General features: G+C 62.4%; 11 protein-coding genes. All 11 read right to left on the bottom strand.

What is annotated here, in order from left to right; translation table 11 throughout:
- Positions 1-149 precede the first annotated feature (149 nt).
- On the bottom strand, positions 150-2912 hold the full coding sequence (locus Q8K05_RS08645; RefSeq protein ID WP_305246226.1) for a sensor histidine kinase: 2763 nt from the start codon (positions 2910-2912) through the stop codon (positions 150-152).
- On the bottom strand, positions 2912-3124 hold the full coding sequence (locus Q8K05_RS08640) for a hypothetical protein (RefSeq protein WP_305246225.1): 213 nt from the start codon (positions 3122-3124) through the stop codon (positions 2912-2914). Before Q8K05_RS08640 ends, Q8K05_RS08645 begins: the two co-directional genes overlap by 1 nt.
- A 43-nt stretch (positions 3125-3167) precedes the next feature.
- Positions 3168-3521: a hypothetical protein gene (locus Q8K05_RS08635; protein WP_305246224.1), complete on the bottom strand. Its 354-nt coding sequence runs from the start codon at positions 3519-3521 to the stop codon at positions 3168-3170.
- A gap of 116 nt (positions 3522-3637) precedes the next feature.
- Positions 3638-5443, bottom strand: coding sequence for a sodium:solute symporter family protein (locus Q8K05_RS08630; RefSeq protein WP_305246223.1), 1806 nt, complete (start codon positions 5441-5443; stop codon positions 3638-3640).
- Between the two features lie 10 nt (positions 5444-5453).
- The gene (locus Q8K05_RS08625; protein ID WP_305246222.1) at positions 5454-5714 is read right to left on the bottom strand and encodes a DUF4212 domain-containing protein; all 261 of its coding nucleotides are present in this window, start codon (positions 5712-5714) and stop codon (positions 5454-5456) included.
- 264 nt (positions 5715-5978) lie between these two features.
- Positions 5979-6887 (bottom strand): hydroxymethylglutaryl-CoA lyase, encoded by a 909-nt coding sequence (locus Q8K05_RS08620; protein ID WP_305246221.1) that lies wholly within the window; start codon positions 6885-6887, stop codon positions 5979-5981.
- Positions 6888-6983: 96 nt separating this feature from the next.
- Positions 6984-8816 (bottom strand): putative nucleotidyltransferase substrate binding domain-containing protein, encoded by a 1833-nt coding sequence (locus tag Q8K05_RS08615; RefSeq protein ID WP_305246220.1) that lies wholly within the window; start codon positions 8814-8816, stop codon positions 6984-6986.
- Positions 8817-8918: 102 nt separating this feature from the next.
- Complete coding sequence (locus tag Q8K05_RS08610; protein WP_305246219.1) at positions 8919-10646, bottom strand: cation acetate symporter; 1728 nt, start codon at positions 10644-10646, stop codon at positions 8919-8921.
- Entirely contained in the window at positions 10643-10951 is a 309-nt protein-coding gene (locus Q8K05_RS08605) for a DUF485 domain-containing protein (RefSeq protein WP_305246218.1), read from the bottom strand. Before Q8K05_RS08605 ends, Q8K05_RS08610 begins: the two co-directional genes overlap by 4 nt.
- Before the next feature lie 167 nt (positions 10952-11118).
- Positions 11119-12039, bottom strand: coding sequence for a glyoxylate/hydroxypyruvate reductase A (locus tag Q8K05_RS08600; protein WP_305246217.1), 921 nt, complete (start codon positions 12037-12039; stop codon positions 11119-11121).
- Positions 12040-12056: 17 nt separating this feature from the next.
- Positions 12057-13796: biotin/lipoyl-containing protein (locus Q8K05_RS08595; RefSeq protein WP_305246216.1), on the bottom strand; the 1740-nt coding region annotated here is incomplete at its 5' end.

Raw genomic sequence — 13796 nt, 5'->3', positions numbered from 1 at the left:
CAGCACCAGATCGGGCTTGTCACGGGCAATCGCGTCCAGCGCCTCCTGGCCGTCGCGGGCCACCAGCACGGTATAGCCTTCGCGCTTCATCAGGTACTCCAGCGAAATCACGATGTTCGGTTCGTCATCCGCGACCAGGATTTTTTGGCTCATGGCGTGTCTCCTTGTTGGGGGTAGGCCGCATCGGGCACGGGCGCGGCCCAGGGCAGGTGAAACGAAAAGCAGGCGCCTTGCCCGAGGCTGGACGCCAGCCACAAGCGCCCCCCAAAGTGTTCCACGATCTGGCGGCTGATGGGCAGGCCCAGGCCGGTGCCCTGCGGCCGGTTGATGCCGTCGCCGCCCTGGCGAAAGCGCTCGAAAATCAGGCCCTGCTGCTCCTTGGGCACGCCCGGACCATTGTCCTGCACGCGCACTGTCAGCCCACTGACATCGCTCGCCAGGCTCACCACCACCCGGCCTCCGGGCACCGGCACAAACTTGGCGGCGTTGGACAGCAGGTTCAGCACCACCTGCATCAGGCGGTCGGGGTCGGCCCGCAGCGTGCGCAGTTGCGGCGGCAGGCGCAATTCGATCGCGCAGCGCCGTTCGCGAAACATTTCGGCCGTGGTCTCAACGGCCCGGCCCAGCAGGGCGCGCATGTCCACCTCGGTGTTGTGCCACTCGGCGTTGCCCGATTCTATTTTTGCCAGGTCCAGCACCTGATTGACCAGGCGCGTCAGCCGTTCGGTCTCGGCCACGATGATGGCCACGAAGTGCTGGCGCTGTTCGGGCGCCATGTCCGTGTCGCCCTGGATCAGCTCGGCCAGCGCGCGAATCGAGGTCAGGGGGGTGCGCAGTTCGTGCGTGACCGAGGACATGAAATCGTCCTTGAGCCGGTCCAGGCTTTTCAGCTGCTCGTTGGCCTGGCGCAATTCGGCCGTGGCACGCTCGAGCGAGCGCGACTTGTCTTCGAGCTCGCGCGAGTAGGCGCGGATCTGCGACGCTTCGTCGAGAATGCGCAGCACGTCCTCGGGCGTCAGCACCTCCTCCTCCGCGACCGAGGCCACCAGCACCCGGGCCGAGGCACTGCCGACCGCCCCGGCCAGCTGGGTTTCGACAAACTGCACCAGCCGGGCATCGGGCCGGAGGGCATCCCCCTGGCGCACGCCGGCCCGGCGGGCGTAGGCCTCGAACAAAGCCCTGGCCTTGGGCACGCCCATGAAGCGCTCGCACAGGTGCAGCAGGTCGGGCACGTTGGCCTGGCCGCGCCAGAACACCGGGCTTGACGCCGCCGTGCGATGAAACACGTCGACGAACAGCAGCGCCTGGCTGGCCTCCTGCCCCGAGGGGGCGCGCCAGAGCGACAGGCCGACATAGGCGACCATGTTCACCAGCAGGCTCCAGAACAGGGCATGCGTCAGCCCGTCCAGGCCTTGCAGGCCCAGCAGTTGTTCGGGCCGCAAAAGCGTCAGCCCCCACGGACCCAGCGTCAGGAAATCGGTGCCGAGCCAGCCCGATTTGGCAATTGACGGCAGCATCAGGGTGTACGCCCACATCAAAAAACCAGCCAGCAAACCGGCCAGCGCACCGCGCCGGGTGCCGCCCTTCCAGTACAGCCCACCCAGCACCGCTGGCGCGAACTGGGCCACGGCGGCAAAGCTGATGAGCCCGATGCTGACCAGCGCATAGGCCTCGCCGGCCAGATGAAAGTACACATAGCCCAGCACCAGCACGCCCAAAATGGCGGCGCGCCGTATACCCAGCAGCACCCGGGTCAGGTCCTGCCCGGCGCCGCTGCGGAAGTGGCGGGTGCGCAGCAGCAGCGGCATCACCAGCTCGTTGCTGACCATGGTCGACACGGCAATGGTTTCGACAATCACCATGCCGGTGGCGGCCGACAAACCGCCAATGAACACGAACAGCGCCAGCGCGTGCTGGCCGGCGGCCAGCGGCAGCGACAGCACGAAATTCTCGGGATTCATGGGGCTGTCGCCAAAATACAGCAGCCCGCCAAGCGCGATCGGCAGCACAAACAGGTTGATCAGCAGCAGGTAGAGCGGAAACACCCAGACGGCGCGGCGCAAATGGCTCTCACGCACGTTTTCCACCACCATGATCTGAAACTGCCGCGGCAAAAACAGCACCGACAGCATGGACAACAGGGTCAGGGCAAACCACTGGGTCCAGGAGAACGAGCCACCCTGCTCCAGCCGCAGAAGCTTCTCAAGCGATGGCACGGCCCTGGCCCGTGCGAACAAATCGGCCAGGCCATCAAACAGGCCGTACACCACAAACAGGCCCACGGCCAGGAAAGCCACCAGCTTGACCACCGACTCGAAGGCAATCGCCGCCACCATGCCCTCGTGCCGCTCGGTGGCGTCCAGGTGCCGCGCACCAAACCTCATGGTGAAACCCGCCAGCACCAGCGCGACATAAAAGGCACTGTCACGGCTCCAGTGCAGCGGCGCAGAAATGGCCGCGCCGTCCGGCGTGGTCATCAGCGCGTAGCCGGCCGAGACGGCCTTGAGCTGCAGCGCGATGTACGGAACGATGCCGACCACGGCAATCAGCGTGACCAGCCCCGCCAGCAAAGGGCTCTTGCCATAGCGGCTGCCAATGAAGTCGGCAATGGAGGTGATGCGGTAGGCCTTGGCGATGCGGATCATCTTGCGCAGCACCATCCAGCCCAGCACCATGGCCAGCGTAGGGCCCAGGTAAATGGGCAAAAACCACACCCCACCCGAGGCGGCCCGGCCCACGCTTCCAAAATACGTCCATGCGGTGCAGTACACCCCCAGCGACAGCGCATAGGTCCAGGGATTGGCGATGATGGAGCGCCCCTCTGCTGCCCGCCTGTCGCCGTAATAAGCCACTGCGAACAGCAGCAGCAGGTAGGCCAACGAGGCGCCTATGACCACGACTGGCGAGATCATCAGTCGTCCTGGTGGGCCTGGCCCGGCCGCTCCATCAGCCAGGCGATGGCGGCAATCAGCAGCCCCCAGAGAATGAACAGGGCCGCCGGGAACAGCGGGATGCCCAGCAGCGTGGCATCGCGGTCCCACAGACCGAGCAGCGGAAAGTTGAACAGCAGCCAGCCGCCAACAAACAGGGCGACCAGACGCTGTGCACCAAGTCCTTTGAACACTGCAGCCTCCTTATCAAGGGTCCCGCGCCGGCTTTGACGCAGCTCAGGCCTTGGGCCGGGACCAGTTGGAATGCGCGTGGCGGGACAGCGCGAAACTCGCGAAAAATTTGCACCAGATGGTGCTGCCGGCGATGGCCGACCAGGTGCCGTAATCGAGTTGACCGAGCATCACGGTCACGATGACCACCACCACGACCGCGCCGGCGATCAGGTTGACCGCCATCTCATAGGGCGCGAACTTCTCCGGATTTGGCGGCGACTGGCCGCTCTTGAGGGCGACCTCGGAAAAATCGCGTTTGATCACGATCCGCCAAGCCCGGCGCAGCCAGATAAAGGCCATCGGAAACAGCGCCAAAAAAAGAATCCATGTCAAAGCGACACTGACATCAAAAACCATGCAGGACTCCAAAATTTCAGTAAAAAAGGCCCTACCAGCATCGCCGGCAGGGCCATTATTGTCGCTCTCGCCCAAACCAAAGGGCAAGAGAACAGTTCAGGCTGTGAGCAGCACCCTTAGTGGGAGCCGTCCACCAGTTTGGAACCACGCGGGATACGCACAGCCTCCACCATGGCCTGGATGTGGGCTGGTGGCTCTTTGGTGAACTTGTCCACCGCAAAGGCGACGATAAAGTTCACCAGTGCGCCGACCGCACCAAAGGCCTCCGGCGTGATGCCGAAGAAGCTGTTGGCACCACCAATCATGGGCAGGAAGTCCGTACCCTTGATGAAGAAGATGCCCTTGTGTGCAAACACATAGAACAGCGTCACGGCCAGGCCCGCCAGCATACCGGCGATAGCGCCTTCCTTGTTCATCTTCTTGCTGAAGATGCCCATCATGATGGCAGGGAACAGCGAGCTGGCCGCGATACCGAAGGCCAGAGCCACCGTACCCGCCGCGAACCCGGGAGGATTCAGACCCAGCCAGCCGGAGATGACAATCGCCACCGCCATGGCGATCTTGCCCGCCAGCAACTCATTTTTCTCGCTGATGCCCGGCACAAAGACGTTCTTGATCAAGTCATGCGACACCGCAGCAGAAATGGCCATCAGCAAACCTGCCGCCGTGGACAGCGCAGCTGCCAGACCACCCGCCGCCACCAACGCAATCACCCAGTTGGGCAACAGTGCGATTTCGGGGTTGGCCAGCACGATGATGTCGGGGTTAACCGTCAGCTCGTTGCCTTTCCAGCCAGCAGCAGCAGCCTTGGCGGTAGCCGCCTCGTTTTTGCTTTTGTCGTTGTAGTACTGAATGCGACCGTCGCCGTTTTTGTCTTCAAACTTCAGCAGACCGGTTTTTTCCCAGCGTTTCATCCAGTCGGGGCGATCCTCGTTCTTGATGCTGGCCTCGGGGGCATACAGGTCGCCGCCAGCCTTCACGGCGGTATTCACCGTGCCATGCAGGTTCAGCTTGGCCATCGCAGCCACGGCGGGTGCCGTGGTATACAGAATGGCGATGAACACCAGCGCCCAACCGGCGGAAGAACGTGCGTCTTTCACCGTAGGCACCGTAAAGAATCTCATGATGACGTGGGGCAAGCCAGCGGTTCCAATCATCAGCGACAGGGTGTACACGAACATGTTCAGCGTGCTACCGGCGGTCGTGGTGGTGTACTGGCCAAAGCCCAGGTCGGTGACGACCATGTCAAGCTTGGCCAGCAAGGAGATGTCAGTACCTGTCATGGTGGAGCCCAGGCCCAGCTGCGGGAGCACGTTGCCGGTGAGCTGCAGCGAGATGAAGATCGCAGGCACCGTGTAGGCCACGATCAGCACGATGTACTGGGCCACCTGGGTATAGGTGATGCCCTTCATGCCGCCGAACACGGCGTACAGGAACACAATGCCCATGCCGACGTAAATGCCGACTTCGCTGGACACGCCCAGGAAGCGCGAGAACGCCACGCCCACACCGGTCATCTGACCAATGATGTAGGTGATGGAGGCGGTCAACAGGCAAATCACAGCCACCATGCTGGCGCTCTTGGAATAGAAGCGGTCGCCGATGAACTGCGGCACGGTGAACTTGCCAAACTTGCGCAGGTACGGTGCCAGCAGCATCGCCAGCAGCACGTAGCCGCCGGTCCAGCCCATCAGGAACAGTCCGCCGCCGTATCCCATGTTGGAGATCAGGCCGGCCATCGAGATGAACGACGCAGCGCTCATCCAGTCGGCTGCCGTGGCCATGCCGTTGGTAATGGGGTGAACACTGCCGCCGGCAGCGTAGAACTCACTGGTGGAGCCAGCACGGGCCCAGATGGCGATGCCGATGTAGAGCGCGAAGCTCAGACCGACACCGATATAAATAGTGGTTTGTAGATCCATGATCGAGTCCTCAGTCTTCGTGAACGTCGAACTGACGGTCGAGATCGTTCATCTTCTTGGCGTAATAAAAAATCAGCACAATGAAGATGTAAATAGAGCCCTGTTGGGCAAACCAGAAGCCCAGCGGATAGCCACCGAGCTTGATGTTGTTGAGCAGATCGACAAACAGGATGCCAGCACCGAACGACACCAAAAACCAGATGATCATGATCTTGGTTAACAGGCCGAGCGTGGCTTTCCAGTAGGCGTGACTGCTTAAGTCTTCCTTCATGAAATCCCCCTTTTTTAAGGAAACGAATTCAGCGGCTTGGACCGCTGAGCGAACACAGACCCTGGCCTGCGCCACGGTGATGCGAGGTGGACTTTGGCGGCGATTCCTTACAGTCAACTGATAAAAAAGCTGATATTAGGGTTAGCGATTACACGTCGAGGGAAAACACCTAGACACACTTCTCACAACAAAAAACTGTCGGCGTCAGTGAACCTGGCGCGTCAAAGGCGTGAAAGGCGTTGCGCGCCACCGCCCATGCTTAGCTTAACCCGCCCTCTTGTTCAGCAAGGCGGTGGCGGCGCGGGAACCGGGTTGGCGGCCCAGGAAATCGCTGATGAACTTGCCAGCGTCAATCAGCTTGTCCAGATCAATGCCTGTTTCAATCTCCATGCCGTGCAGCAGGTACACCACGTCTTCGGTCGCCACGTTGCCGGTGGCGCCCTTGGCATAAGGGCAGCCGCCCAGGCCCGCCACAGACGTATCAAACTGCCACACCCCCATTTCCAGGCTGGCCAGGGTGTTGGCCAGCGCCTGGCCGTAGGTATCGTGAAAATGACCGGACACGTCGTTGATGTCGAAGTGCCGCAACGTCGCCTCCAGCGCGCGCTGCACTTTGAGCGGCGTGCCCACGCCAATGGTGTCGGCCACACCCACATGCTGCACGCCGATGCCCTTCATGAGGCGAGCGAGCATCTCGACGCGCGCGGGCGCGATCTCGCCCTCGTACGGGCAGCCCACGGTGCATGACATGGCACCCCGCACATGAATGCCCCTGGCGCGCGCGGCCTCGACCACGGGCCGAAAGCGCTCAATGCTCTCGGCAATCGAGCAGTTGATGTTGCGCTGGCTGAAGGCCTCGCTCGCGGCAGCAAACACCACGATCTCGTCGGGACGCGAATCGAGGGCCGCCTCGAAGCCCTGCATGTTGGGCGTCAGCACCGAATAGCACACGCCGGGCTGGCGCTGAATGCCGGCCATCACCTCGGCGTTGTCCGCCATCTGCGGCACCCACTTGGGCGACACGAAGCTGGTGACTTCGATGTTCTTCAGGCCCGCGTCCTGCAGGCGGTGAACCAGCTCGATCTTGACTGCGGCGGGCACCGGCTGCTTTTCATTTTGCAGGCCGTCGCGCGGGCCGACATCAACGAGTTTGACTTTGGCAGGGAGTTTCATGGCTGTTTCCTTTGATAGCCTTCAGTATCGCAAAAACAGGCACCCACCTTGAGCGAAACATCCGCTTTCAACGCGCCGCATCCGCCCCCTCCCGCATCAAGTTTCAAGCTTGTAGTGCAGTCGCAGAAACAGCCTGAAGCGCTTGATGATGGCCAGCGAGTCCTTTAAAAGATCACGATCCAGCGTCCCCAGGCTTGAGAGATGCGACAGGTTGTCCAGCGTCTGGCCCAGCTGCTTTTGCTGCAGATTGTTCCTGAGCTTGAGGCTCATCAGAAAATGCAGCGCCTCGACCAGGTCGCGGGCCAGGTCCTGCGGAATGTGCTGGCGACCGACCAGCGCGCGCAGGCGCGCCGCCGTGCCGACCTCGTCCAGGCGATGCTCCAGCGCCAGGGCGCGCACGCCATGCACGATGGGGAAGGTGCCCAGCTTTTTAAGGTCAAACACCTGCTCGTCGCGTCCGCGCAGCGTGGCCAGGCGGGCCCACCAGCCCCCGGGTTCGCTGAACTGATCGACAGCGGTCACAAACCGGGCAAAGAACGCGTCACTGCCTGCCATGCTGCTGTGGGCATAGTCTCTCGCCTGCCTGAGCAGCGACGCGTCGCCCGCCACCGCCCGGGCATCCATGAAAATGGCCAGGTTCATGGGCCCATCTGCATTGGCCCCATAGAGCCACCGCCGGACAGTGTCTTTGAAGCCGGACAGTGGCTGGCACCACAGCGGATTCGTCACCATGATGTTGCCCGGGCAGAGCGGGTAGCCGAACGCCGTCAAGGCCTGGTTGAAACGCTGCACGCTCTCGCCCAGTTCGGGACACCCGTAGCCGTCGCGCAGCAGCAGCGCATTGTCCTGATCGGTCTTGAGAATCTGCTCGCCCCGCCCTTCACTGCCCATCACGATCAGGCAGCTGTTGCGGACCAGATCTGCCGGCGCCACAAAAGCCCACAGCCGCGCAAAAAGCTGCCGGTTGAGCTCGCTCACCAGACTGGAAATGAGCTCGATCCGGGCGCCCCCGCTGTGCAGCAGCGCAATCAGGCCGTCCATCTGCAAGGCGGCGGTCTGGAGTTCACCGATGGAGCCGGCCTGCTCGACCTGCAGCGCAATCAGGTGGGAGTGGTTAGAGACAAAGCTCATCAGGTCGAGCTGGCTCAGAACGCCCAGGATCTCATCACCTTCGCGCACCAGCACGCGATGGACGCGGTGGCGGATCATCGCCAGCAGCGCGTCAGACAGTTCAGCGTCCGCGGGCAACGAAACAAGCGAGAACTGCGCCACCTCACGCACCGCCAGCGCCTGGGGCGGCACTGGTAGCAGCAGGGCATCCCGCAGGTCGGTGGTGGTAAACATGCCAATGCGCTCCACCCCGCCCTGCGTGTCGCGCACCAGCGCATTGCCCAGCCCCTGCGCCGACAACAACCGGCAGACCGACACCAGGTCCAGCCCGCCGTCCACAAAAAAGGGCTTGCGGATGTAGGCATCCCGGATTCGCACCATCATCAGCGACAAGAATTCCCGGCTCTTGCGGCTTTCCGCCACAGCCGAGAGCCGGTGCGACAGGTCGGCAAACACCAGGGCGCTGAACAGGGCGTTGCCCGAAATCAGTGCCCGCGCCGTGCTGCCGGGTATCTGCCAGGCTTCGACCTCGTCCAGCGCTTGCAGCACGCCGCTGGCGCGGCCAGCCATCACGGCACGAAAGGCAAAAAAATCGGCCGGACCGTACACCGCCACCACCTCGCCCGCCTCGGTCTGCTGCACATGCCCCTTGATCAGCACATACACATGGGCGGGGTCCATGTCGGGTGTGAGGATCACGGCATCTTTCGGGAAAGACACCCGACTCAAGGCGCCCTGCACCAGCGCTTGCTGCTCCGGACTCAGGCTGTCAAAAGGTGGCGCATCAAAAGAGAAAGCATCTGAAAAATGATCCGGCATGGCGGGGGTCCCATAAAAAAAGGACTGCAGGCAATGATCCTGCAGTCCTTTTAGCTTATCGCAAGGCGGCCCAAACGGCCCGCCCTCGTCAAACAGACAACATCAGTGTCCCGATGCACCCGCAGCGCCGATTCCGGTTTCAGACCGCACCTGCTGCGCGAGGAAGCCGGCACGGTCGATCCTGGCCTGCTTGCTGTTGTCCAGAATGGAGAACAGCCAGATACCGAGGAAGCCGATGGTCATGGAGAACAAAGCCGGCGAGGCGTAAGGAAACAGCGCCGAGCCCTTGGGGTTGCCCAGCGTGGCTTCCCACACGGAAGGCGACACCACCGTCAGCGCCACCGACGAGATCAGGCCCAGGAAGCCGCCAATCACCGCGCCGCGCGTCGTACAGTCTTTCCACAGCACCGACATGAACAGCACCGGGAAGTTGGCCGAAGCTGCAATCGCAAAGGCCAGCGACACCATGAAGGCGATGTTTTGCTTCTCAAAGGCAATGCCCAGCACCACGGCGACAACGCCCAGGACCAGGGTGGTTATTTTCGAGATGCGCAGCTCCGACGCACTGTCAGCCTTGCCCTTTTTGATCACCGTGGCATAAAGGTCATGCGAGACCGCGGAGGCGCCCGACAGCGTCAGGCCCGCCACCACCGCGACGATGGTGGCAAAAGCCACAGCCGAGATGAAGCCCAGGAACACGTTGCCACCCACGGCATTGGACAGGTGAATGGCCGCCATGTTGCCGCCGCCAATCAGGCCGCCCTTGGCGTCCAGGAAGGACGGGTTGGTCAGCACGAAGGTGATGGCGCCAAAACCGATGATGAAGGTCAGCAGGTAGAAGTAACCAATCCAGCCGGTCGCCCACATCACCGACTTGCGCGCTTCCTTGGCGCTGGGCACGGTGAAAAAGCGCATCAGGATGTGCGGCAGGCCGGCGGTTCCGAACATCAGCGCCATACCGAACGAAATGGCCGAAATCGGATCCTTGACGAAGTTGCCCGGGCCCATGATGGACTGCCCCAGCTTGGCGGCCTCTTCGGCCGTCTTGCCGCTGTCCGACGCCAGGTCGGCCTTGATCTTCACGGCCTGGGCAAACATGGCTTCAGGGCTGAAACCGAAGTGCCAGAGCACCATGGCCGCCATGAAGGTCGCGCCACCCAGCAGCATGCAAGCCTTGATGATCTGCACCCAGGTGGTGGCCGTCATGCCGCCGAACAGCACGTACACCATCATCAGCGAACCGACGATGACCACCGCAATCCAGTATTCCAGGCCAAACAGCAGCTTGATCAGCTGGCCCGCACCGACCATCTGGGCGATCAGGTAAAAAGCCACCACGACCAGCGTGCCCGAGGCCGCAAAAATGCGGACCGGCGCCTGCTTGAAGCGGAAAGCGGCTACGTCGGCAAAGGTGAACTTGCCCAGGTTGCGCAGACGCTCGGCCATCAGGAAGGTGATGACCGGCCAGCCGACCAGAAAACCGATGGAATAAATCAGGCCATCAAAGCCGCTGGCCATCACGGCCGCTGAAATGCCCAGGAAGGAGGCCGCCGACATGTAGTCGCCAGCAATCGCCAGCCCGTTCTGAAAGCCGGTGATGCCGCCGCCTGCGGTGTAGAAGTCAGCGGCTGATTTGGTCTTGGACGCCGCCCACTTGGTGATGAACAGTGTCAACACCACGAAAGCGCCGAACATGCCGATGGCCGTCCAGTTGGTGGGCTGCTTTTCAGCCTGGCCCAAATCCGCGCCGGCAGCCCATGCCACCGCCGAGACGCCAAACAGGGCGATCAGCGTCAGGATGCGCCGCGTGTTGTCAGACTTGTAGTTCATTTCAGTACCGCCTTGGTGATTTCTGCAGTCAGGTCGTCAAACTCTTTGTTGGCGCGCTTGACGTAAATGGCGGTGATCACGATCGTGAAAACAATGACGCCGAAGCCGATGGGAATGCCAAGGGTCATGACGCCCGCACCCAGGCGCTGCGAGAGAAACGGCTTGTTAAAGGCCACCAGCAGGATGAAGCCGTAGTAAACGACCATCATCGCCAGTGTGAGCCACCAGCCATAACTTGAGCGCTTGGCTTTAAGCTCCTGGTATTTTGGATTGCTCGCAATCCGTTGGGCCAAATCATCATTCATATCGTCGTCTCCAAATAATAGTCAGTGGGTGGAGATTAAGCGGATGGGCTTACCAAGCACTTACCCTGCGCTTACCCAATGCTTACTAATCCCTGCACCAACAAAGGGAAATGGGCTGGGGCAGGTTGAATCAGCGTCGCCGCCCCTGACGTGGCGACGCCGGCTTGTCAATAACCCCGCGCAGGATCGACGACGCCGGCAACCGGTTCACCGCGCTGGAGAGCGGTGATCTTGCGGGCAATCTGGGCAATGCTTTCTTCCCGCAGCGTGCGGGCAGAGGTGTGCGGGGTCACGGTGATTTTGGGGTGCGTCCAGAACGGATGCGCCGCAGGCAGCGGTTCGGTGCGGAACACATCGAGTGTGGCGCCGGCCAGATGGCCGCTGTCGATCAGCGCGATCAGGTCTTCATCCACAAGGTGGCTGCCGCGCGCCACATTGATGACATAGCCGCCCGGCTGCAGCCGGGCCAGCGTGCCTTGCCGCATGATGTTGTCGGTATCCGGCGTGAGCGGCAGCAGGCACACGAGGATGCGGGTGGCCGCCAGAAAATCGTTGAAGCCGGCGTCGCCCGAAAAGCATTGCACGCCAGGGATGGATTTGGCGGTCCGGCTCCAGCCCATCACCGGAAAATCAAACTGCGCCAGTGCCCGGCTGACACGTTCGCCCAGCACGCCCAGGCCCATCACGCCGACCGGAAAATCCTGGCGCAGGCGCGGCTTGCGGTAGGACCATTTGCCTTGCGCCGCATCCGCTTCATAGCCGTCTAATTCGCGGAAATGGCGGATCACCGCATGGCACACGTACTCGGCCATCTGCACCGACATGCCGGCGTCATCGAGCCGGACGACGGGAACGCCGGGCGGCAGGCGCAGCGTCAACAAGGCATCGACGCCCGCGCCGATATTGAAGATGCCCTTGAGTTGGGTTTGCTCATCCATGAACTGTTGCGGCGGCGCCCAGACCACGGCGTAATCTGCAGGCAGCGCGCCCGCAGACCAGACCTCTACCTCAGCGCCGGAAAAAGCGGCACGCAGGCCGTCCAGCCAGGGCTGGGCTTTGGTATCGGTACAGCAAAAACTGATGCGCATTGACTCATCCAGAAAGTTTAGACAGCGATTTTGAGCAGTTCGGACCCTTCGGTCACCTGGTCGCCCGGCGCATACAGCAACTCCTCGACCACGCCGTCGGCCGGTGCTGCAATCGTGTGCTCCATTTTCATGGCTTCCATCACCGCCAGCGGCTGGCCCTTGCTAACCTTGTCGCCGGCCTTGACCGAGAACGACAGTATCTTGCCGGGCATGGGCGCGGTCAGGCGTCCGCCTTCCGTGTGGCTCTCGCCCGCATGGGCCAGCAGATCAAGGGCCGTGATCTGGGTCGCGCCCCTGGCGGTAAAGACATGGTCCACCTCGCCCTGGGTATAGACCGCCGCCGTCAGCCGCTGGCCCGCGAACTGGATGTCGATGCCTTGCCCGCCTTGGGCAAACACCAGCGGTCCCGACACGTCGCCCACCGTCAATTGCAAAGCGCCGTCATGCAGATAGGTCAATGCCGCTTTGGCGTGCTCGCCGTGGAAGTCAAACTCGAAAGGCCGCTGCGTCACGCCATGCGTTTGCCAGCCATCGCGGCGGCTGAACGGGTCGCTGCCTTCGGTGGCTTTTTCGCCCAGCAGCGTCTGGGCAATCGCCGCAGCGGCTGCCATGGGCAAGCCAACCGGCTCCTGCTTGAAAAGAACCGCCTCTTCGCGGGGAATCAGTGCCGTATCCAGGTTGGCCTGGGCAAACGACGGGCTGCGCACCACGTAGCGCAGAAACTGCACATTAGTGCTGAGCCCGACGATGCGGGTTTGCGCCAGCGCCTCGTCCAGCCGGGCCAGCGCCTCTTCACGCGTCTGGCCGTGCACGATCAGCTTGGCCACCATGGAGTCGTAAAACGGCGAAATCGTGTCGCCTTCGCGCACGCCATCGTCAATGCGCACCAAGCCACGTTCAAACGCAGTGCAAACCGGCTTGCCGTAAACATGCAGGGTGCCGGTGGTGGGCAGAAAGTTGTTGTCCGGGTTTTCGGCGCAGATGCGGGCTTCGATCGCGTGGCCGTTGATGCGCAGCTGCTCTTGCGCCAGCGGCAAAGGCTGGCCAAACGCCACGCGCAACTGCCACTCCACCAGGTCCAGCCCGGTAATGGCTTCGGTCACCGGATGCTCGACCTGCAGCCGCGTATTCATTTCCATGAAGAAAAAATTCATGCTGCCGTCGGCGTGCTGTTCGACGATGAACTCCACCGTGCCCGCACCGACGTAATTGACCGCACGCGCGGCGGCGACGGCGGCCAGGCCCATCTGGGTGCGCATCTCCGGCGTCATGCCGGGCGCCGGGGCTTCTTCAAGCACCTTCTGGTGGCGCCGCTGCACCGAGCAGTCGCGCTCGAACAGGTAAACATAGTTGCCATGCATGTCGCCAAACACCTGGATTTCGATGTGACGCGGGCGCTGCACGTATTTTTCGACCAGCACGGCGTCGTCGCCAAAGCTGTTGATGGCTTCGCGCTTGCAGCTGGCCAGCGCCGCCACAAAATCCTCGGCCCGGTCCACCGCGCGCATGCCCTTGCCGCCGCCGCCGGCGCTGGCCTTGATCAGCACCGGGTAGCCGATGCGGTCGGCCTCGTGCTTGAGCATGGCCGGGTTCTGGTCGCTGCCGTGGTAGCCGGGCACCAGCGGAACGCCGGCCTTTTCCATCAGCTGCTTGGACTCGGACTTCAGGCCCATGGCCTTGATGGCAGACGCCGGCGGGCCGATGAAGGCCAGCCCCGCGTTGGCACAGGCCTGCGCAAACTCCTCGTTCTCGCTCAG

It is taken from the genome of Polaromonas sp., assembly GCF_030682935.1.
Classification (GTDB): domain Bacteria; phylum Pseudomonadota; class Gammaproteobacteria; order Burkholderiales; family Burkholderiaceae_C; genus Polaromonas.
The sequence above is the reverse complement of the archived record's forward strand: the minus strand, read 5'-3'. Positions and strand labels throughout refer to the sequence as shown.

What these genes read in the sequence shown, in the direction of transcription:
- Q8K05_RS08635 (WP_305246224.1), bottom strand. Translation starts at nt 3,521, where the DNA reads ATGGTTTTTGATGTCAGTGTCGCTTTGACATGGATTCTTTTTTTGGCG.
- Q8K05_RS08625 (WP_305246222.1), bottom strand. Translation starts at nt 5,714, where the DNA reads ATGAAGGAAGACTTAAGCAGTCACGCCTACTGGAAAGCCACGCTCGGC.
- Q8K05_RS08630 (WP_305246223.1), bottom strand. Translation starts at nt 5,443, where the DNA reads ATGGATCTACAAACCACTATTTATATCGGTGTCGGTCTGAGCTTCGCG.
- Q8K05_RS08615 (WP_305246220.1), bottom strand. Translation starts at nt 8,816, where the DNA reads ATGCCGGATCATTTTTCAGATGCTTTCTCTTTTGATGCGCCACCTTTT.
- Q8K05_RS08600 (WP_305246217.1), bottom strand. Translation starts at nt 12,039, where the DNA reads ATGCGCATCAGTTTTTGCTGTACCGATACCAAAGCCCAGCCCTGGCTG.
- Q8K05_RS08645 (WP_305246226.1), bottom strand. Translation starts at nt 2,912, where the DNA reads ATGATCTCGCCAGTCGTGGTCATAGGCGCCTCGTTGGCCTACCTGCTG.
- Q8K05_RS08620 (WP_305246221.1), bottom strand. Translation starts at nt 6,887, where the DNA reads ATGAAACTCCCTGCCAAAGTCAAACTCGTTGATGTCGGCCCGCGCGAC.
- Q8K05_RS08605 (WP_305246218.1), bottom strand. Translation starts at nt 10,951, where the DNA reads ATGAATGATGATTTGGCCCAACGGATTGCGAGCAATCCAAAATACCAG.
- Q8K05_RS08610 (WP_305246219.1), bottom strand. Translation starts at nt 10,646, where the DNA reads ATGAACTACAAGTCTGACAACACGCGGCGCATCCTGACGCTGATCGCC.